General features: G+C 39.8%; 11 protein-coding genes. 4 read left to right on the top strand and 7 right to left on the bottom strand.

The window, feature by feature from the left end:
• Positions 1 to 649: 649 nt before the first annotated feature.
• On the top strand, positions 650 to 5,533 hold the full coding sequence (locus tag QZU45_RS03010; RefSeq protein WP_295351417.1) for an AarF/UbiB family protein: 4,884 nt from the start codon (positions 650 to 652) through the stop codon (positions 5,531 to 5,533).
• A 487-nt stretch (positions 5,534 to 6,020) separates the two neighbouring features.
• Here the strand turns inward: QZU45_RS03010 and gap are convergent, their stop codons facing one another.
• On the bottom strand, positions 6,021 to 7,031 hold the full coding sequence (gene gap, locus QZU45_RS03005; protein ID WP_074945333.1) for a type I glyceraldehyde-3-phosphate dehydrogenase: 1,011 nt from the start codon (positions 7,029 to 7,031) through the stop codon (positions 6,021 to 6,023).
• Positions 7,032 to 7,763: 732 nt separating this feature from the next.
• On the opposite strand from gap, the gene malQ reads away from it, so the two are divergent.
• On the top strand, positions 7,764 to 9,968 hold the full coding sequence (malQ, locus tag QZU45_RS03000; protein WP_295351412.1) for a 4-alpha-glucanotransferase: 2,205 nt from the start codon (positions 7,764 to 7,766) through the stop codon (positions 9,966 to 9,968).
• Positions 9,969 to 9,998: 30 nt separating this feature from the next.
• Positions 9,999 to 12,170 (top strand): 1,4-alpha-glucan branching protein GlgB, encoded by a 2,172-nt coding sequence (gene glgB / locus QZU45_RS02995; protein ID WP_295351409.1) that lies wholly within the window; start codon positions 9,999 to 10,001, stop codon positions 12,168 to 12,170.
• Positions 12,171 to 12,309: 139 nt separating this feature from the next.
• On the opposite strand, the gene QZU45_RS02990 is transcribed toward glgB, so the two are convergent.
• Positions 12,310 to 13,485: a hypothetical protein gene (locus tag QZU45_RS02990; RefSeq protein WP_295351406.1), complete on the bottom strand. Its 1,176-nt coding sequence runs from the start codon at positions 13,483 to 13,485 to the stop codon at positions 12,310 to 12,312.
• Positions 13,486 to 13,834: 349 nt separating this feature from the next.
• Positions 13,835 to 14,305, bottom strand: coding sequence for a CesT family type III secretion system chaperone (locus QZU45_RS02985; RefSeq protein ID WP_295351403.1), 471 nt, complete (start codon positions 14,303 to 14,305; stop codon positions 13,835 to 13,837).
• Between the two features lie 494 nt (positions 14,306 to 14,799).
• Here QZU45_RS02985 and glgX point away from each other — a divergent pair, with 494 nt between their 5' ends.
• A complete protein-coding gene (glgX, locus tag QZU45_RS02980) occupies positions 14,800 to 16,959 on the top strand; it encodes a glycogen debranching protein GlgX (RefSeq protein ID WP_295351401.1) in 2,160 nt (719 codons plus the stop codon).
• Positions 16,960 to 17,076: 117 nt separating this feature from the next.
• On the opposite strand, the gene sppA is transcribed toward glgX, so the two are convergent.
• From sppA to QZU45_RS02960, 4 genes are all read right to left on the bottom strand, one after another.
• The gene (gene sppA, locus QZU45_RS02975) at positions 17,077 to 19,134 is read right to left on the bottom strand and encodes a signal peptide peptidase SppA (protein ID WP_295351399.1); all 2,058 of its coding nucleotides are present in this window, start codon (positions 19,132 to 19,134) and stop codon (positions 17,077 to 17,079) included.
• Positions 19,135 to 19,197: 63 nt separating this feature from the next.
• Complete coding sequence (locus QZU45_RS02970) at positions 19,198 to 20,151, bottom strand: SPFH domain-containing protein (RefSeq protein ID WP_295351396.1); 954 nt, start codon at positions 20,149 to 20,151, stop codon at positions 19,198 to 19,200.
• A gap of 15 nt (positions 20,152 to 20,166) precedes the next feature.
• Complete coding sequence (locus QZU45_RS02965) at positions 20,167 to 20,583, bottom strand: NfeD family protein (protein WP_295351394.1); 417 nt, start codon at positions 20,581 to 20,583, stop codon at positions 20,167 to 20,169.
• 3 nt (positions 20,584 to 20,586) lie between these two features.
• Positions 20,587 to 21,063 carry a hypothetical protein gene (locus tag QZU45_RS02960; RefSeq protein WP_295351391.1) on the bottom strand — a complete coding sequence of 159 codons (477 nt, stop codon included), beginning with the start codon at positions 21,061 to 21,063 and terminating at the stop codon, positions 20,587 to 20,589.
• Positions 21,064 to 21,585 lie beyond the last annotated feature (522 nt).

Genomic DNA, 21,585 nt, shown 5'->3' with positions numbered 1-21,585 from the left:
TTACTAACCGCATGAGAGGTAAAAGCATTAGACATATAATTGAGGTTGTATCTAAAACTCCAAGGATGCCTAAAAATGCTTAACCAACCATGCATGTATCCCTCATTTAATATGAATAAAAAAAATAAGCTACGTAAAGTATAGATATCAAAGTGATAGTTAAGTAAATTTACAAGGAGGATCATGAGATACAGAGCATCCTTTTGGCCATTTTTCAGATCTCAAAATTGAACTGCAAATTTCATGGATCCCTTTTGTTAATGCCTCTTCATACCATTTTTTTGTACAGATATTAAGCTGCGTATTTAGACCAGGAACGAAAAAATATAGTATGCCACGGACTAGATGTCATATAGAGCTACGATTCACTGTTAATTTATTGATTTTAAAATATTTATTTTTAATGAAACTGAACTGAGTTTTGTTATAGTTGGAGGTTATAAGCTAATTTATTGATAATTTTTCCAATTTCTAAAACTACCGTAAATAAATTGTGTAACGGATCTTGTTTTGAAGATATTAACCAAAATCTTTTAGATTTTTGCACTACAATCTGTAGATACAGAAAGATCATTTTTTACTTTGAATCGAATTCGTTAATTTATCATGCTTGCTCTGATAGCAGCAGAAGTTTGGGGGAGTGTGTCTCATGTCCGATTTAAATTTATCCCTACAGCAGTTTATAGATGTTTCTAACGGCAGTAAAAATGCAGGTCAGGTTGATGTAGTGCGTGATGGTCGTAACGGTTACAAACTGACCAAGGTAAACCATCATGTTCACTTTACCGGACTGAATAATACTAAAATCTCACCTGATAATGTTGTAAGAATTAAAGAGAGTTTTATCAAAGCTCTTGAGAATGCTAATTATAATCAGGACGTGATAAACGAAATTAAAAAAGAACTGGGGCTTACTGAGGATGTACATAGTACCATGCAACAAAAAAAGGATATGTACAACCGTCGTTTTACCCCTCTTACCCGTCAGCAAATAAAAGATTATATCTCCCTTGCCAGTGGTCAGAATCCTGATGACAATCCAAATCTGAAGGTACAGCAGAATGTGCTGAAAGGTCTGCCAAAGGATCACAATAGGACCGCTTCAAAGGTATTTAAAATTGTGTCCTACCTTTCTGGTGTAAAAATTACCGATATGCCTGAATTAAATGAAGAAGGTCTTAGATTCTTTAAAAAGCAGCCTAAAATACTGGGTGAATTCTATAAGAAGGTCAACGAGCTTATCAGAATGCAGGCTGAGAATCCTGGTGCTCAGGAGCATCAGCTTTCTGTAAATTTATTCACAACCAATAATCATGACCATCTGACATTAAAAATTACAAGAAATGAAAATAACATTTCTATTCTGTCAGGTAGCATTAACATTGATGGTTATGAAATTCCACTTAATTATAATGTTTCCCCTCAGGAGTATCTGAATACTATCGATCGTAATCTGGTTGAATTCATGGATGTAATGCCGGATGCAAGAGATGAAAACAACATCAGTATTGGTCGTAACTATCTGCTTAAAAATCTTGCGGATTTAAAAAAAGATTTACTCTCTCAGGATGAGCTTAATGGAACTCAGCCAAATCATTTGCGTTCACTGGCATTGGAAATTTTGAAAAAAGATAACGAAAATCTACCTGAGAATATAGAACGTTTATCTACTGAAGTAATTGTAAATTTAGCAACAATTCGTCTGAGGGCTAATGATCTGTCAATAGCAGAGCTGAATTCTTTAGTCGGCAGAGCTGTGGACACTATGCAGGAGATGGCAAATTTCCTTGTACCAGGACACGTACAGCATGAAGAACCACAGCAGGTAAACAACAACGTAATTGTTGATAACAACCCTCAGCCACAGCAGGAAAATTACAACGTAATTGTTGAGAATAACCTTCAGCAGCCACAGCAGGGAAACAATAACGTTAATGTTAACAATAACCCTCAGCCACAGCAGAATGTCAACAATAACGCAAAAGTTGAATATGAAGTTGAGGACCCTAATGCAGAAGTTGAAGAAGAATATGAGCTTCCTGAATTCAACGATAATAAAACTCTTACATCTTTTGCAAATAAGCTTTTTGACCTGGGTAATGCGGATAATTTTGACTTTGCAGCTTTTAAGACTTTGCTATTAGAAAATTTTGATGTATTTGTTTCCTTTGGTGTTGAATATATCCAGCTTGGCGACTACGAAGAGGTTCAGGGCGATAAAACTGTTACCATCAAACCAAAATTTACCCCTGATCAGCTGTTATCCATATTTGATAAACTAGCAGCCGAAGCTAAAACAATAACCGGAACTGAAATGGATGGAGGCCATGCCGCCAGAGTTCCAACTGCAAATCTGAAAAAATTCTTACAGTTAGAGTCTAATCCTGAAAATCTGAAGGGAACCATCAAGAGGATCAAGGATTATGTAACGACTCAGCTTGTAAGAGCTCAACAGCCACCTGTGCAAAATCCTGAACCTCCTGTTCAGAACGAGGTTCCAAATCCTGTTCAAAACCAGGCGGTCAATGTCAATAATGTTCAGAACGAACCTGAACAGAATAATGTAAATGTAGAAGTCAACAACGTCAACGTTGATGCACAGGACAAGGTTGACGAAGTAAATATAAACGAAATCAATGAAATCAATGAAGAGGAAATCAAGAAGGATCCTCATTTAGCAGAGGCTATCAAAGTTGAAGACTCAGCTATTCGTGACATGTTAAATGTAATCATGGAAGTTCCTGGTACAGGAAGCAAAGCCTATCAGATACTTAGACTATATGAGTCTATGTACAATGGCAAGACCTTCAAAGCTTTAGTTTATGCAGTTGAAGATAAAGAGGCTCTGAAAAAAGCCTTATCACCAAAGCTTCAGCCTCTGGTCGATGATATTCACGCAATGCTTAAAGAGATCCTGAAAGGACTTCATAATATCTGGCAGGAAAATGATAGTTATAACAAAAAAATCAATATAAACAATCTTTCTGTAGATGATTTTGAAACTCTTAATTTTTATTTTTCTAATCAATCAAAAGTCTTGGATAGAGATAAAGAGATCTATGCAAAGATTATTGATACTTTTGCCAAGGCAACTGCTAATTCTTCTTTAGTAGAGAAGGCTGCTCAGAATTTCCAGAGTTTTATTAACGAAATCTTTAAACTCGAAGGCGAGTTAAAGATTGAGAGTTCCTACGATAAGATGTCTGTGGAAGAGATCAAAAACAGTCTTGCCAATAAGAATCTTGATCAGATTCTGGAGGATGCAAAGACAGGTAAGGGCCAGCCAGGAAAAACAGCCTTTAATCTTCTGGTTCTCAAGAACTATTTTATAATGCTTCCTAAGGAAGATATTATAAAGATCATGGGCGAAGCATTTATGAGTGAACCTTCGGATCCTGATAAGAATGAATTGGCCATTGCTCCAAACAAGCGTCTATTCAGTTCCATCCTCAAAGGCTGTGGACCTTTGATGCAGAAGATGCTTCAGGGTATGAGCAAGGATCTGGCAGATAAGAGCTATGGCGATGTATTTGATGAGCTGAAGAGTAATCTTAAGCACATTGACGACCAATATGTAAGCCAAACTGTAGAATCATATATATCTCAGAACAGAAATAAGCATGTTTATGTTACCGTGAAGGAATCACTGGGGTCTGCTTCTGTTGCTGAAACCTTTAAATGTAAAGTTAAAACTAAAACAAGATTACCGGAGTCCGGCTGGTATGAGAGAACTCGAGACTGTGTTGTCAAGGTTAAGCGCCCAGGTGTCCAGCAGCGTGCTGAAAATGAGGCCAAGATCTTTAATGAGATTGCTAAACAGGTTCCTGGTATGTCTGAGTCCTGGAATAACCAGCTTCAAAGCATCATGAGAGAGTTTGATTTTGAAAATGAAGCCAAAAACATTGATGAGTGCTACGATGTCTTTGAGGTTCAGCATAATAAAGAATCAAAAGATAAGGACATTGCTCCTCATGTAAGTTCATTGTCAAGAGACAATCTTATCCCGGTAACGAATGAGATTATTGTAACTCAGGTAATTAATGGAGACACTGTCGATAAGGTTTATACCGATCTTGAAAACGATATTAACAATGAGTTTAAGAATATCTTTAAGATTAACAGCGAGACTGGAACCTGGGAAGTTGATAAGAACGGCAATCCTGTTATCCGAGAAGATGTTCATATTAGAGACATCATACTTGCACGAAGAAATTTGCCTACATATATACAGCAAATCTTTGATTTAAACAGTCTTGTAAAAGAGGCAACCGGAAAGTGGCTTAAAGAGGTTATCTTCAACACCGGTGTTATTCATAATGATATTCATGGTGGTAACCTTATGATCACTCACGATGGTGCTGATGATACTATTACTTTCATTGACTTTGGTAATGTTATAAAAATCTCTAAGGAATCACAGGCTCAGTTTAAAGATCTGCTGTCCTATACTATGCAGCGCGATAGCCAGAAATTCACTGATACCATGCTCTTAATGATTCCAAATAAGCCTAATGCGGAGCAGAAGGCAAAAATGACTGCCATTGTTGAATCGATTATGCAGAAAGGTCATTCTACAGATGATGCCGGCTATCGATTATCAGCAATTATTGTTGAACTTAGAAAGCTTGGTATTACCTTCTCCTCAGAACTTGAAGGTATTGCCAACGGACTAAACAGAATGCAGGCATTTGCGGAGAATACCAATAGGCTATTAAAGGAAACCAAAAAACTCTACGAGTTAACAATTGGTAAGGAACAGCTTTCCCCTTATAAGAATACTCAGAGTGAAATTGAGGATGGATATGAAGGTGAGCTCTTTGATGGACTTATTGATTACTGTTTTGATAAGAACGCAGATTACGATGAATGTGTAGATAAGATTGATACTTTAAGAGAAACACTTAAGGATCCAAATTCTGAGGTAAGAGTAAAGCTTCCATTCAAGATTCTCAAGGACGCCTTTGACGGTAATTTCAGCTATACTGAAAAATTCGTTGAAAATTACATAAATAAGAATTACGTAAATGAGCTGGAGCTGGATCAACATAATTATGTTGAGAACATAACCAAGCTCAAAAACAGAGTTAAAGAGGCAAAAGAAGTCGGAATCAGTCTACAGCAGATCCAGTCAATTATGGAGAAAAAGACTATTCCTGAGGAACTTAAGCCTCATGAGCAGCTGATAAATCAGCTTATCTCTCAGCTTTCAGACTTTACAGGAAACGTGGTATATCTACTTGATAGACGAGCATATACAGCTAAGTTCAATACTAATGAGCTGCCTAGAATTAAAAATGTCGAGCCTACAGTAGATAAGAATGGCAAGGTCTTAAGTGATCCATTTGAGACGAACAGCCTTTCTGTAGAAGGCGTATTAGGTAATATGATTACTAAAGTTAATAATTTCACAATGACTCAGGTTAATCCTCCTGTTGCCGGTGAAATTGCTAATCAGAATAATCAGAAACCTCTGGTTGAAGTCTCAAACAATCCTCTGGGACATGAAAGGACTGAAGGTAAAATTGCAAGTTAACAAAACGAATTCTGTACAGCCATATAAGGCTGTACAGCCTTTATGAGATCCGGCTCGGCTCTCTAGTTTGTACTATTCAGTCAATAGAGGATGATCGTCTATACATTTTAAGCTCTTTCAAAAGAGCTTTTTTTCTGTCTAACGTTTTAATATCTTTAAGAATCTGATAATGCTCCGATACGATTTTCTGATCTGCAAAATTCTGTGATAGGAATACTCCAATTCGTACAGTATCAGGAAAAATGAAAATTCTGGCTTAATACTCTTATAGTAAAGGAGAAGAAGATTCTTCTGAATAACATTTGAATGCTTTTGTAATGAAAAAACGCTAATAAAACAGTGGAAAAGTTTTACAGGAGAAGGTGAATTGTTGTTTAGTTAGACTATTTTTCGGAGAGTAGCGAATGATTGTACGTGGATTACATCGTTGCCTGGAAATAAATAACCCCCGCCGAAACGAGGGTCATATTAGAAGTTCAAGCTAAAATTACTTGCCTGACTCTTCCATTGACTTGATTAACTCAAGAACCTTGTTTGAGTAACCGATCTCGTTGTCGTACCAAGCAACTAACTTAACGAAGTTGTCGGTTAAAGCGATACCAGCCTTCTCGTCGAAGATAGAAGTACGGGTGTCACCTAGGAAGTCTGATGATACAACAGCATCAGCAGTGTAACCTAGAATACCCTTTAATGAACCCTCTGAAGCAGCCTTAACAGCAGCACAGATGTCCTCATAAGAAGCACCCTTCTTTAAGGTACAGGTTAAGTCAACCATTGAAACGTCAAGAGTTGGAACACGAACTGACATACCGGTTAACTTGCCGTTTAATGATGGAATTACCTTACCAACAGCCTTAGCAGCACCAGTTGATGAAGGAATGATGTTACCAGCAGCTGCACGACCACCGCGCCAATCCTTCATTGAAGGACCGTCAACAGTCTTCTGAGTAGCAGTTGTTGAGTGAACAGTTGTCATTAAGCCGTTCTCTAAGCCGAACTCATCGTTGATAACCTTAGCTAAAGGAGCTAAACAGTTAGTGGTGCATGATGCATTTGAAACGATGTCCTGACCAGCATAAGTGTCATTGTTAACACCCATAACGAACATTGGGGTTGAATCCTTTGAAGGAGCTGACATAACAACACGCTTTGCACCAGCCTGGATGTGAGCACGTGCCTTCTCATCAGTTAAGAATAGGCCAGTTGACTCAACAACGTACTCTGCACCAACGTCACCCCACTTTAGATTTGCTGGATCACGCTCTGCAGTAACACGGATGGTGTTGCCGTTTACAACTAAGTTACCGTCAACAACATCGATGGTGCCGTTGAAAATGCCGTGCATGGTGTCATACTTTAACATGTATGCCATGTAATCTGGTGGGCATAGGTCATTGATACCAACAACCTGAATACCTAACTCTGGACGTAGGATTGATGCGCGGAATACGAAACGACCGATACGGCCAAAGCCGTTAATACCAACTTTAATAGTCATATTAAAAGTTACCCGTAGTTAACAATTGACAAAAAAATAAAAACATTAAAAAGATACTATATTTCTGACGATTGTCAAGATTAGCTCTTTTTAACTATACACTTTTATAAAAGTAGCTTTATCATCTAAAGCAGGTATAGTGTAGAACATTGTTTAAAATTTTCAAATCTATTTTTGGTATTAGTTCAAAAAAATTCCTTAAGATAAGCTTAAAAATTATTCTGCTTAATATAACATACTGATTTTTTTGTTAAAATACAGTAAGAAAAACGTTATTTTGTCTCTGAAAATTTTTTTCTTAATTTTTAAGTTAATTATATAAATGTGACCTACTTCAAAATAAAATAGTGCAGTGTGTCATATTTTTCTATCTCTTTAATTATTAGTGGTTTTTTAACAAAAAACACACAATATTAACCGTCAATGCATAATTTGAAACAGATCACAACTTATGTGCAGATTTTGAGCACAGCTCAAATTTCTGAATAAAAAAACAGTGCAATTCCCATATTGTGCAAGCATTTTTACCTCTTAATAGGTATCATACTCATGGATTAAATCCTAGGATCAATATTTATAAATATAACTCTTATTAAAGATCTCAGGTTTAATCTATATTTATAAAGGTACAGGTCTGCTTTTTCTGATCTTAAACCGGCAGTAATTCACCATCCTGTACCGGAGTCAAATTTGCTTTAAATTAAACCAACTATAAATAAAAATGGTAAAACCATGATTGACATTCAATTACTAGCAGATGAAAAGGGGATAGCTCGCACCTATCTGGATGCAACTAACAAGCTTGTTTATATTTCTGAAGAAAGTAGAAAATCTCTACTCGAAATATTGGGCTACCCTGTAAATGATGAACGTGCTCTTAAAAAGGTTCTCGATAAAGAGGAGCTTGAAGAGTTTTCTAATGTTCTTGATCCTGTAACCGTGCTTACAGATGATGAGAATCATCAGTTCCTGATCAGAACTCCTGAAGCTTTAGGGGAAGATGAATCAGCAGTTCTAACTGTAGTCCTTGGCCTGGAGGATGGACGCAAGATCGAGCGTTCTATTCCGCTTGAGCAGGTTGAGATCGCCGATTACAAAGAGGTTCAGGGTACTGTATATGATATCCGCCGCTATAAACTGATAAGCGCTCTTCCATTCGGTTATCACAACTGCACTGTTACCGTAACATCCAAGAAAAAGACTCTAAAATCCATCTGCATGTCTTTAATTGTCTGTCCATCAAAGGTATACACTCCAAAAGAAATCCTTGAGGGCAAAAAAGTATGGGGCGTAAGCTCACAGCTTTATACTGTAAGATCAAAGAATAACTGGGGTATCGGCGATTTTGAGGACTTAAAGCAGCTGCTATTAGGTGTTCACAGATGTGGCGGTCAGTTCGTCGGTCTTAATCCTATGCACGCAGGCTATCCTGCTGTCCCAGATGAGTCTGCAGTAAGTCCATACTCTCCATCCTCAAGAAACTTTATTAATGTTATTTATATTAGTGTTACCTCAGTACCTGAGTTATTAAACTGCAAACCAGCTCAGGATCTGATTCACTCAGAGAAGTTCCAGCAGCGTCTGCATGTTCTTCGTGATAAGGAATATGTTGATTACCGTGGTGTAATCGAGGCTAAGATAGAAGTTCTGCGTCTTATCTTTGACAATGTAAAGGTTGACGATAAACGTTCTGCTCGTGGCAACAAGTTCCTTCGCTTTATGGAGCAGGGCGGTGAGCAGCTTTTAAACATGGCTACCTACGATGCACTTCAGGCTCACTACTATGATATGGGAGTTAATGCATATTCATGGGAAGTCTTTGAAAAGGAATATCAGAACGTAAATTCTCCTTTTGTCGAACAGTGGCGAAAGGACCATTATAGGGATATCCTGTTCTACTGTTATCTTCAGTTCCTCGCTTCTGAACAGCTTGAGGATGCCTACAGATGTGCCAAGGATGCTGGCATGATGATTGGTACATATCGTGACTTAGCTGTTGGTGTGGCTAAACAGAGCTGCGATGTCTGGTCTGATGTAGATAATGTATTCTCTCCTACCGGCTCAATCGGTGCACCTCCTGATCCTTTAGGGCCACTGGGCCAGAGCTGGGGCTTATCACCTATGACTCCGAACGCCTTAAGAAAGGCAGCATACAGACCAATGATAAAAATGTATCAGTCCAACATGAAATCATGTGGAGCTATCAGAATCGATCATGCTGCAGGATTATTTAGACTTTGGATCACAAAGTTAGGATCTCCTGCTTGCGAAGGTGCATACGTTCATTATAGTATGCATGATTTACTCGGAATCATTTCTCTTGAGTCACACCGCAATAAATGTTTGGTTATTGCAGAGGATTTAGGAACGATTCCTGTGGAATTAACCCGTGCATTGAAGAAGGTTGGAGCTTTCTCCTATAAGATCTTTTTTGATGAGCGCGCTGAGGATGGCGGCTATATTGCGCCACGTGATTATCAGGCTCAGGCCATGTCTGCACTTACAACTCATGACATGCCGACTCTGGTAGGATGGTGGAGCTGCTTAGATCTGTCCTTAGGTAAGGAACTTGGCATTTACACCGAGGAGGAAGCTGTAAATCTTTCAGAAATAAGAGCGATTCAAAAACAGCGTATTCTCGACAGTATGCATGGACTTGGCAGTGTCAGTGCTGATTTTCCAAGAGACGCTAAAGACGTTCAGATGACTCTTGATTTTGCAAAAGCACTGCAGATTCACATGTGTAACGGTTCCTGCTCTTTATTCAGTACCCAGATTGAAGACTGGATTGGAGTTGAAAAGCCGGTTAATATTCCTGGAACGAATACTGAGTATCCAAACTGGCGCAGAAAGTTAACTGCGGATCTTGAATTCATATTTGATCAGGATCACGTAAAGTCAATGACTAAGGAAATGACTGACGCCAGAAATAAATAAAAAAAATATGTATTTTGAGGAGACAGCATAATGCTGATTGATGATTTAAATAACGCAAAGATTGGCAATCCTTTCGAAACACTTGGTCTTCAGAAGCTAGAGGGGAGCTCTTATATTTTAAGAGCCTGGCTTCCAAGTGCTCAGAGCGTTGAAGTCTATTCTATTGATGGAAAAGATTTCATCTGCACTCTGACTATGGTTCACCCTGATGGTCTGTTTGAAGAAAAGATTTCAACCGAGAAACCTTTTCACTATATGTTCAAGGTAACCTACAAAGATGCTACCGTGGACATTATTGATCCTTACCAGTTCAGAGACGAGGCTTTCTTTGGTCTGAACACCATGAATGAAGATCCTGAGAATATCTACAGAACCTTAGGTGCTCAGCTGATTGAACTGGATGTTGACGGTGTAAAGATCAAGGGTACCAAGTTTGCTGTGTATGCTCCATCTGCAACAGCAGTCAGTGTTATCGGTGATTTCAACTTCTGGGATGGCCGTCGTCTGCCAATGGCCAAGAGCCTTTTAGGTCACTGGGTTCTGTTTGTTCCTGGTTTAGGCGCTGGTCTACGCTATAAGTACGAGATTAAGGATCCGTTCGGCAACCGTCTTCCTCATAAGGCAGACCCTGTTGGTTTCTATCATGAGCAGTATCCTTCATTTGCTTCAATTATTTCTGATCAGCACTCCTATACCTGGCATGATCAGGAGTGGAAGAAGTCTCAGCTTAACAACAAGCTTGAGCAGCCTATCTCTATCTATGAGCTTCATCTGGGTTCATGGAAGAAGGATGAGAACGGTCAGCCTTTAACATATCGTGAGCTTGCAAAAGACCTATTAGATTATGTTAAGGAAATGGGCTATACCCACATCGAGCTAATGCCAATCATGGAGCATCCATTCTCAGGCTCATGGGGCTATCAGCCAACTGGTCTGTTTGCTCCTACCTCAAGATTCGGCAGTATTGATGACTTCAAGTTCTTTGTGGATACATTCCACCAGAACGGAATCGGTGTGATTTTAGACTGGGTTCCAGCTCACTTCCCAACCGATGCCTTTGGTCTTGCCAAGTTTGACGGTACCTGTGTTTACGAATACGAAGATCCTCGTCGTGGATGGCATCCTGACTGGAATTCTCTGATTTATGACTTCGGTCGAGAGACTGTTCGCAGATTCCTTATTGCTTCTGCTTTAGTATGGCTGGATTTATATCACATTGACGGTCTGCGTGTTGATGCTGTAGCTTCAATGCTTTACTGGGATTACTCAAGAAAAGACGGTGAGTGGATCCCTAACGTTGATGGCGGTAACATCAACTATGAGGCTGTAAGCTTCCTGAAGTGGTTCAACGAGGAAGTTTACAAGAAGTATCCTCATGCCTTCACTATCGCTGAAGAATCAACCGCCTTTACCGGCGTTTCACGTCCTACATTCTCTGGCGGCTTAGGCTTCGGCTTCAAGTGGAACATGGGCTGGATGCACGACTCATTAGAGTACATGCAGACTGATCCATTCTTCCGTAAGTATCACCACGGTGAGATGTCTTTCTCTATGATTTATGCCTTCAATGAGAACTTCATCCTGTCAATCTCTCATGATGAGGTTACTCACGGAAAGCATTCTCTGCTTTATAAGATGCCTGGTGATGAGTGGCAGCAGGCCGCTAATATGCGTGCTTATCTGACCTACATGTATGCTCACCCAGGTAAGAAGCTGAACTTCATGGGCTCAGAAATCGGTCAGGGTTCTGAGTGGAATGATGATGCTCAGTTAGACTGGTGGCTACTGAAGTATCCTAAGCATCAGGGTATTCAGAAACTGGTTAAGGATCTGAATAAGCTGTACAGATCAGAGCCATGTCTATGGAGAACCGACTACGATCCTGCCTCCTTCAAGTGGCTTGATGTTAACGATGCAGATCACAGCGTGTTTGCTATGCAGCGTAACAATGGCAAGGACTTCATTGTTGCAGTATCCAACTTCACTCCAGTTCCTTATGTTGCATACCGCCTAGGTGTACCTGAGCCAGGTACCTACGAGGTAATCTTCAACTCTGATGATAAGCAGTACTGGGGAAGTGCATACGGTACCGGTGAGAGCAAGCTGGTAGCTTCAAATATTTCATGGCAGAGCTGCTATCACTCAATCGTACTGGATCTGCCTCCACTATCAACTCTGATCATCAAGAAGATTTCTGACTAACAGGATAATCTTTGGATGAAAAAAAGGAGGAGCTCTTTAAAGAGCACCTCCTTTTTAAATTCTTTTTCAAAAGGATCTTTTGAACTCCCTCTAGAGTAAATCCCTCATTAGCTGTCTCTTCTTCTCTTTTCTTTTTCACCTAGTGAAGCTTCGTTTGTTCAACCTGAGGCATTTCTGAGAAGGTAATAGCTCCATATTTTTGTACATTTTTTACATCATTGAAACCATTGTCCAACCACCACTTGTTGTTCAGACTTGCCTTGTTTTCCTTTTTATCTGCGGTCAGGCCATTGTGGTCAGACCATTGGAATATAACCTTAATTCCTTTTGACTCGAAGAACTGCACTCCAAGTTTACCGGTCTGTCTGAAGAAGGCGTTAGCTATTATATTTCCAAATCCTTTTGCTTCGCTGTATTCATTGTGATGTTTATTCTTATTCTCCATCACGTGTCGATTAGGAAAATGCTTATCTAAAACTGCTTCATATTCCTGCTTGTTTAGAGCACCTTCCTTAGATTTAATGGCACATTCCTTAAGTACACTTATGTACTTATCAATGGTACCGTTAATGAGACAGTTCTTTCGATCCGAAGGTTCCATCTGTTTGAGAATAAAACCTTTTAAAGTGTCATCAATACCGTATTTTCTTACCTGCTCTGCCCAGCCGGTTGTCTTTGCTCCGTGTGAGCTAGGCTGACTTCCTTCGTTAATAAAGCTTGCAACTTTCTTGAAGATATCGACCTTATCGGCATTATCTTTTAGATACTGTTTCCACTCTGCGCGGATATCTAGGGTGATATCTTCCTTATGACCTATAACATCATCCGCTGATAAGCCTTTATCAATAGTGCCGTTTCTAATACTGTTAAACGTATTGATGGGGTCTTTACTTACATTTTCCTTTTCTATCCCAATGGATGAATTGTAAGTATCGATTGTCGTTGGCTTAAAGGCTTTTTTCACATTAACCACTTCATCTGAGGCAATCTTTGCTGGTTGTTTTACATCTGACATGCCATGAAGAATCACCTGCTTGATCTTTTCGTTATTACCGATTTCTTTTGCAATATTAAATTTTTCGCTAATCACGATCTTGTCTGCAGTTAATTTATCCTGAAGATGAGATTTTGTCTCTTTTGACATATTGAGGTTATTAAAATAACCGGCATTGATCTTGCTGTTATCAACTTTCACGCTGAAAAATGAATTCCCTAGACGGATTTTGCCGTTCTGCAGCGTATTGGTATCCTTCTCAACGAATGCAGATGCATCTATCTGATTGACTGAATTTACATTAAGTACAGGTCCTGACATATCCGCCTCTTTGTTCTAATACTCTAAAAATATCACTACATACATCAAATATAAACTGTTTCTCCATGGAATAAAAGTATCAGATAGATTCAGATCACATTATTAGAAATAATTAGTGAAAGTGAATTTATACAAATGAGCATACAGTCAGTAAACTATCTGTATTATCATCTGCGCCTACAGCAAAATAATAAAGGAGGCTTATCTAAGGCCTCCTTCCTGTTTGAGATTGAATGAAACAAACTAAAGAGAAACGTTCTGTATTCTCGGTATCTAACTAATTGTTCCTGTGTTATATTTTTTACAGTAACATTTTACATTTCTCTTTTTTTCTTGTAGTTAGCGATTCTTAGTTGTTAATTCTTCCGATTATTTCTGATGCTGAGCTTGAGCTTGAATCATCTGCTGTATCTGGTGTCTCGCTGAGTCTGTCACGGTAGTGTTTCTCAAACACCATGAATTCCTCAACAATTTCAGGAAATTCATTTTCTTCAATATCTTTGATATCAATACTTACATAGGCAAGTAGAACATCATCATCCTCGTCATAAGCTACTGTTGGTCCTGATTTGTATAGAGGATTGATGGCAGAAGACAGAAAATCAATAACCAGATCGTATTTCAAATCATCAGGCAACCCCTTTGCCAGTACGCCCAGAAGAACAATTCTTTCTTCATTCTCAAATTTGCGGATACAGCATCCAAGATCTAATTCCTCTATCTGTAGATTACAGCTGTCGTCCACGAATTCAAGCTTTATTCCCAGGGTTTTTCCTAATACTTCAAGTAGTTTGTCATACGATTCTTTTGAACTAATCACACTCTGCCTCTCATATAATCTGAAGTTCTAATAAGAGAACCACATATAATCATTATATACATCATAATTTTGTATAATAAAAGTATAAAAATGCTTAGGTTCACATTCTTTGGATATAAATTTGTAAAAAGCTGTTTTTTGTTGCAAAAATCTTCAATGTTATTCGCAACTGTATATATATCAGTAACAATATAAAATTCACCTCTGCTGAAACTTTTTTTGTGTCATTTGTCTGCTATTTTTTCTATAAGGTCAAAATTCACAAAAAGGTAGGTCTTTTTTACGATTTTTTTCAAAAATCAGATAACTTCACAGAGTTGATAAGAAAATCTGTTCTAAATTCCTATAAAGGTAAATTTGCTAAGTTTAATTTCCGATAATTAGGGAAAGTTCCGACTTAATTTTTCATAACAAAAAACAGCATTGAAGCTGTAAAAAAAGAATAATAATTTTTTAAGATAAAACAACAGAGCTTGAGAACTGAGGAATGTGGTATGAATCAACCTATCTCGCGGCATGTGGATTTCAGGCTTGTGCCTTTAGGCGTAACTGTAACTGAAGGCGGATGTTATTTTTCAGTATGGTCCCCGAATGCAGAGCAGATAGTGGTCCATCTCTATGATAAAAGCGAACACGAAATCCGAAAGGTAAGTCTTCCTGAAAAGAAGGGCAGTGTCTGGTATGGCTTCATAGATGGTGTACAGGTTGGTGATCTGTACGGATATGAGGCTATCGGTGAGTATGACCCTTCACGTGGCTTTTATTTCATGAAGGATCATATTCTGGTTGATCCATATGCCAAGGCCCTGTCAAAACCTTTTGTCTATACAGAGGATCGCTATAAAAATCACTATGATGACTTCATTCCTAAAGCTATCATCTGTGATGATTCCGATTTTGACTGGCAGGGAATTCAGAAGCCTGCTATTTCTTTAGATGATCTTCTAATCTATGAGTGCAATGTAAAAGGCATGACCATGCTTAACGAGGATGTTCCTCCTGAGCATAGGGGAAAATTCCTTGGTATGTGCCACGAGAAGGTTATTGCACACTTAAAGAGACTCGGAATTACTGCTGTTCAGTTAAATCCAATCTATGCCTACGTTTCAGAACCTCATTTATCTAAGATTGGCAAAGTTAACTACTGGGGCTACAATCCTGTATGTTACTTTGCTCCCGATCCAAGATTTGCGGTAAACCCAAGGAATGCCGTCAATGAGTTCAAGGAAATGGTTCGAGAGTTCCATCGAAACGGTATTGCTGTGATTCTTGATGTGGTTTACAACCATACCGGTGAAGGCGGCAATGGCGGCAGCGTTTTAAGTCTTAAGGGCTTTGATGCCCATAACTACTATGTTCATCCCCGCAATGAGGATGGTTCTTCTGATTTTGGAAATTTCTTTGATGTTACCGGCTGCGGTAACTCGGTCAACGTGGATTCCAGACCGACTCTGAATCTGGTACTTAATTCAATGACTCACTGGCTTGAAAATATGAAGGTTGACGGGTTCAGATTTGATCTCTGTGTAACCCTTTGTCGCGAGAGTCATGGTGATGTGTTCAATGATTTTGATCCTAACTGCGCATTTTTAAAGGGGTGTTTCTGCAATGATTCTATTAACAAGTCCATTCTTATTGCTGAGCCTTGGGATATTGGAAACAATGGTTATCATGTGGGCGGCTTTCCGCAGGGCTGGGCTGAGCAGAACGACAGATTCCGAGACACGGTAAGACGTTTCTGGCGAGGAGACAAGGGCCTTATCGGTGAGTACATCACCCGTATCATGGGCTCACGTGATATTTACTTAAAGGAGACCAGATCCATTAAATCCAGTCTGAATTTTGTAACTTATCACGACGGCTTTACTCTTCATGATCTGGTTTCCTACAACTCTAAGCACAATGAGGCTAATGGGGAGGATAACCGCGACGGCTGTAATGACAATTACTCCACCAACTGCGGAAAGGAAGGTCCTACCACTGACAAGAAGGTTAACGCCAAGCGCTGGCAGATGAAGCGCAATCTTATTGCATCCACCATTCTAAGTCAGGGTATTCCGCACCTATTAGGCGGAGATGAGTTCTCTCGTACTCAGCTAGGCAATAACAATGCCTACTGTCAGGATAATGAAATCTCCTGGACAAAATGGGATTACTCCGAGGAGAACAAGAATTTCATTTCCTTTATCTCCATGCTAAATCAGATTCGTCATGAATCCATGATGCTGCGAGAGCTTCTTCTGGTGGATGACAGCTACCGTGTGAGCTCAAAACGTGCCAGCTACGATGCCCACTGGTTCAGACCTGACGGAGCTCAGATGCATTCTGCTGACTGGAATAATCCCGATACTGATACCGTGATGCTGGTGGCAGGTGCAGTAAACGATGAGGAAGGTGAGAGCTGGTGTGTGGTTTTCACCCAGAGGGCCAAATCCCAGAGTGTGAAACTGCCTCTGGTTTCACCTGGAAGAGAATGGGTAGAGATTTTTAATACGGCAACTGACAATGGTCTGCCTGAATCAAGTCATGCGGTAAAGATCATTACTACCACCTGTCCATGTGTAAGAGTATTTAAGCTTCGAAATACAGTGGTTAAAAAGATTGTAGACTCAATCTCAATTGAGTCTAAGACCAGACATTCTAATCGTTCTTAGGAATGTTGTTTATCGTGGACGCTATACTTAGGCTCTGCTTTGGTATAGCGTTTTTTTTGAATTGAAGGCGTCTGATTTCAGACGCCTTCCTGTGTGGTTTAGAATACGTTTTTCTGTCTAAAGAGTAACATCTCTGATGGCGCCAATAGCCATAAGTTTTGGCTTATTTTCACCGGCAGCTGAGCTCTTATTCATAAGATCAAGAATAGTCTTTACGTACTCAGGGGCAAGAATACCAGATGCAGTCTTTATGAACAGGGATTTAAAGAGATTGGCCTTGTTTCCGATCTCAGATGACAGATGTAACAGAGAGATTTCATCATTATCATCATGCTGAACAGCTGCCTTGATTTCTTCAAATACCCCAAAGAGATCTTTAGAATCATCGATAAGTTTTAAAGACAGGGCATCCTGACAGAGGAAGACTTTTCCTTCGGCAAAGACTCGGTAGTCTGTGTTCTTTAAGTCTTTTCTGGAGTTTTTAACCAGGGAGATAAAGTTCTCGTAGATACCTTCTACCTCAAGGGTATTCATTCTGCGCTGAGACTCGGGCATTCTCACTGCAAGAGGTGATCTTTCCAGCTCGGAGGTTTCAACACCATCCTGTCTTACACCGTATTCGTTTAAGAGATCGTGTATACCAAGACCCACTGAGAAGACACCTATAGAACCTGTAATGGTAGTAGGTGTGGCATAGAGTCTGTCGCAGGCGGTACTGATCCAGTAGGCTCCAGAGGCACAGAGGGAGTTCATGGAAACATAAACCGGTATTTCACGGGTTTCCTTGAGCTTTAGAATCAGATTTCTGATTTTCTCTGAGGCGGAAACTGAGCCGCCAGGGGAGTTGATGTAGAAGATAACACCTTTAATATTTTTATCCTCAAGAATACTCTCAATCTGTGAGGCTATATTGTCAGGGGTAAATTCTGTTGGTCTCTCTGAGTAATCCATGATCTCACCGATGCCGTATAATACCGCAATCTCTGATTTACCCTCTGCACTTTCTACAGTTACACTCTTATCAGCACCATTCTTTCTGTGCTTCTTTTTTAGAGTTTTAGCTGCAGTAACTGGATTTACTGAGTCAGCAAGGTCCTGATAGTCGGTCATGAGTGGATTGAGCATATTATCTTCATAGCCGTAATCCTTTGAATAGGCATATTCAAGATTCAGCTGTGAGTTGATTTCATCCACCAGTCCCATATGCTTAAGCAGCTGAGCCTCAGAGCCTCTGAATCTCTCAAGCTCTTCAAGGAAGCGCTGCGGATTATCAAAGACTCTGGTTAAGGAGGCAGATGCATCAGCTCTTGAGTTTAACGAATCCTTGTAGAGCTTCCATAGAGAGTCAAAGATATGCTGATACTCTTTTTTTACCCCCTCAGACATTCTGTTCTCTGTAAAGATTTCCACGGCGCTCTTAAATTCACCGGCCTTGAAGACCAAAGGCTCCACTCTTAATCTGTCTAAGAGATCTTTAAAATACAGATTGGCACTGGCAAAGCCCTTAAAATCAAAGCCGCCTAACGGATCGATTACGATTCTATCGGCTGCAGTGGCGATTCTGTAGGCAGATGCTCCATAGCTTTCTGCAAAGGCGGTTATTTTTGTATCAGGCTTTTTCTTTTTGTACTCACGAACTGCATTATAGATACGTTCTGCAACCGGGAAGGTGGTCATGCAGTCGGTGAGGTTTAGGTATATTTCTTTTATTTCATTCTCATCCTGAGCCGCTTTTAGTGCTTTTTCTATGGAGAGAATATCATTGATGCGGCGGTTGTTGAGTTTCTCATCAAGGTTGCGGGTGAGCTTTGAGTAGTCATCATCCGGCAGAGGATACTCGTATACAGGACCGTTTAAATCAAAGCACAGTACCTGCTCAACCTGTCCGGTTTTATAGGAACTCTTTCCTGAGATCTCAGAAATGACCTCGGCCCCCCTGTCTGTAACTGTATTTACAAGTCCCACCAGAGCAAATATCGCAATGATTAGCAGAATAAAAATGATATTGAAAACCGTGTTGCGGATGAAGGTGATAATGGATCCTATCATCATAAAGATATGACAAAAACTTTTTATCAGGGAAGGGGAGTTACTGTGTTTAGAACTGCCGGTCTGAATAGTTATGTAGTCATTGCGGTTTTGGGAGGTGGAATTATCAGGATCTTTAAAATCCATAATGCATATCCTCAAAATAAGAAGACAGGACTGTCGGGTCCTGTCTTGGGAGAGTTGTTTGTGTTATTTGGTTGCAGCTGGAGCCTGAGAGGTTGACTGAACAATCTTCATAACAGAGCTTACCATGCCGGATACGTCTGATAGGTTGTTTGGCACAATCAGAGTATTGTTGGTCTTGGCAAGATTTGAGAAAGCCTCAATATACTGCTCTGCAACCTTTAGGTTTACAGCGGTGTTGCCGCCTTCAGCCTGAGTTGCCTGAGCAATGGTTTCAAGAGCCTTGGCTGTTGCATTGGCAATGGCGATGGTAGCCTGTGCCTTACCTTCAGCGATATTGATTTCAGACTGCTTCTCACCTTCAGATTTGGCAATGGCAGCCTCTCTGGCACCGTTAGCAAGGTTAATCTGTTCCTGCTTTCTACCCTCAGACTCGAAGATAACTGCTCTTTTCTCTCTTTCTGCGGTGATCTGTCGCTGCATTGCCTGCAGAATTACAGCTGGAGGAGTCAGATCCTTGATTTCATAGCGAAGTACCTTAACACCCCAGTTTAAGGCTGCCTCATCGATGGCTGCAACCACCTGATTGTTGATGACATCACGCTCCTCAAAGGTCTCGTCCAGAACCATCTTACCGATAACAGAACGCAGAGTGGTCTGAGCCAGCTGAGTGATGGCGATGATGTAGTTGGAGGTACCGTAGGAGGCCAGCTTAGGATCGGTTACCTGGAAGTAGAGAATACCGTCTACTGAAAGCTGGGTGTTATCACGGGTGATACATACCTGGCTTGGAGTATCCAGAGGAATTTCCTTTAGAGAATGCTTGTAGGCAACCTTGTCGATAAAAGGAATAATGAAGTTTAGACCAGGATTTAAAACCTTGTGGAATTTACCCAGTCTTTCAATAACCCATGCAGTCTGCTGCGGGATAACCTTGATGGCCTTAACAGCAAAAATGATTGCAATAATAATCAGGATCAGTGCAACGCTGCCGCCTGAAATGTCCATATCTAAATACATTTATATGCTCCTTTACTATTTGATTAAAATCAGTCTGGTACCGTCAACCTTCTCAATGTGGTATATTCCTGCCTCAAGTTTTCCTTCTTTAGCAAAGGCCTTCCACAAAGAACCTCTGTAGCTGACAGTGGCACCTCCGTCAGAATCGATTTTCTCGACGGTAATAATCTGTCCCTTATCAAGATTGTCACAGTCCTGATTTGGGGTAAGCTTTTTTCTGATATTGCGCCTGAAGATGAAGGCTGTAATCACACCTGCAATTGCCACCACTGCAGCAATGATGCACTGTGCGGTAAAAGTTGTTCCCATAAAGGCGAAGATACAGGCGATGGCACAGCCGGCTACCAGAGCCAGAAGATAGATACTGCCAATCATCATCTCCACACCTAAAAGCACCAGGCCTAAGATCAGCCAGATAAGATAGTTATCCATTTCCTATTTCTCCTTAGTGCTTTTTCTCTTGCTGAGCTTTGAGGAGACCACTGCTACAAAGATTATGTAGACGATCATAGGAAACAGTATGATTTCCTCATCCTCTGTATCAACTGTGACAGCTATAACTCCGGTGATGGTAGCTGCAAACAGAAATCCAATGAAGAGCAGAACCTTGAGTATTTTATTTATCGCAGATTCATAGGTTACAGAGCCTGAGCCGGTGGTATTTGAATAGCTCTGCGCTGGGGTTGTGTTCTGCGTGGTGCCGGGAATTTTTGCCTGTGCAGGGGAACGGTTCAGATTCTTTTGTGAAATGGTCTTTTCAATTGAAGGACTGTTCAGCACTCCTGCGTGCTGCTGATGTTCTTTCTGAGATTTGTAAATCTCATCCTTGATCTCATCAATTGAGGTTCTCCCCAGTCTTTCGATAAGAGATACATAATCTCCATCTTTAGGTTCAAAAGGAATATTGCTCATAGAATCCTTATATCTCTTTGTAAGAGCGGTGATTTTTTATCTAACTGCGTTTTGGTCAGAAAGTATCGTTTGTTCTTGTAGTGCAGATTAAGTCTGCTGTTTTGCATGAAAAATTATAGCACAGCCGTCTGTTTTAATCGGGAATGAGCTAGTCTTTTTTTAAATCCGTCAAAAAAAAGCTTCTGCATATACACTACTTTACTTATGCTTTTGTTAGCAGAAAGAATACAGGTTTTTTTGTAGGTGTTAATTTTTTTATAAATTAGAGAAAAAAAACATAAAAAAAATTTCTTTCTTATCATAAATATATTTATATTATATTAAAAATCAATAAGTAATATTGTTTACTGCTGTTTGGCTATATGTTTTTTTATGGTAGCTCACATTATTGAATTTCTACTACAAATGTAGGTCAAAAAATATCCTAATATTATATATAGTTCTACAATGTTTGTTGGGGATGCTTCTGTGTAAATTCAAAAGACTGCAGGTTGTCTTTCAAAATACCCTATGAAGTCCGTT

The organism is uncultured Succinivibrio sp., from assembly GCF_902756765.1.
Classification (GTDB): Bacteria; Pseudomonadota; Gammaproteobacteria; order Enterobacterales; family Succinivibrionaceae; genus Succinivibrio.
This window is presented reverse-complemented; position numbering and strand designations above follow the sequence as displayed.

What these genes read in the sequence shown, in the direction of transcription:
- QZU45_RS02970 (WP_295351396.1), bottom strand. Translation starts at nt 20,151, where the DNA reads ATGTATTTAGATATGGACATTTCAGGCGGCAGCGTTGCACTGATCCTG.
- glgB (WP_295351409.1), top strand. Translation starts at nt 9,999, where the DNA reads ATGCTGATTGATGATTTAAATAACGCAAAGATTGGCAATCCTTTCGAA.
- QZU45_RS02965 (WP_295351394.1), bottom strand. Translation starts at nt 20,583, where the DNA reads ATGGATAACTATCTTATCTGGCTGATCTTAGGCCTGGTGCTTTTAGGT.
- glgX (WP_295351401.1), top strand. Translation starts at nt 14,800, where the DNA reads ATGAATCAACCTATCTCGCGGCATGTGGATTTCAGGCTTGTGCCTTTA.
- QZU45_RS02990 (WP_295351406.1), bottom strand. Translation starts at nt 13,485, where the DNA reads ATGTCAGGACCTGTACTTAATGTAAATTCAGTCAATCAGATAGATGCA.
- malQ (WP_295351412.1), top strand. Translation starts at nt 7,764, where the DNA reads ATGATTGACATTCAATTACTAGCAGATGAAAAGGGGATAGCTCGCACC.
- sppA (WP_295351399.1), bottom strand. Translation starts at nt 19,134, where the DNA reads ATGGATTTTAAAGATCCTGATAATTCCACCTCCCAAAACCGCAATGAC.
- gap (WP_074945333.1), bottom strand. Translation starts at nt 7,031, where the DNA reads ATGACTATTAAAGTTGGTATTAACGGCTTTGGCCGTATCGGTCGTTTC.
- QZU45_RS02960 (WP_295351391.1), bottom strand. Translation starts at nt 21,063, where the DNA reads ATGAGCAATATTCCTTTTGAACCTAAAGATGGAGATTATGTATCTCTT.
- QZU45_RS03010 (WP_295351417.1), top strand. Translation starts at nt 650, where the DNA reads ATGTCCGATTTAAATTTATCCCTACAGCAGTTTATAGATGTTTCTAAC.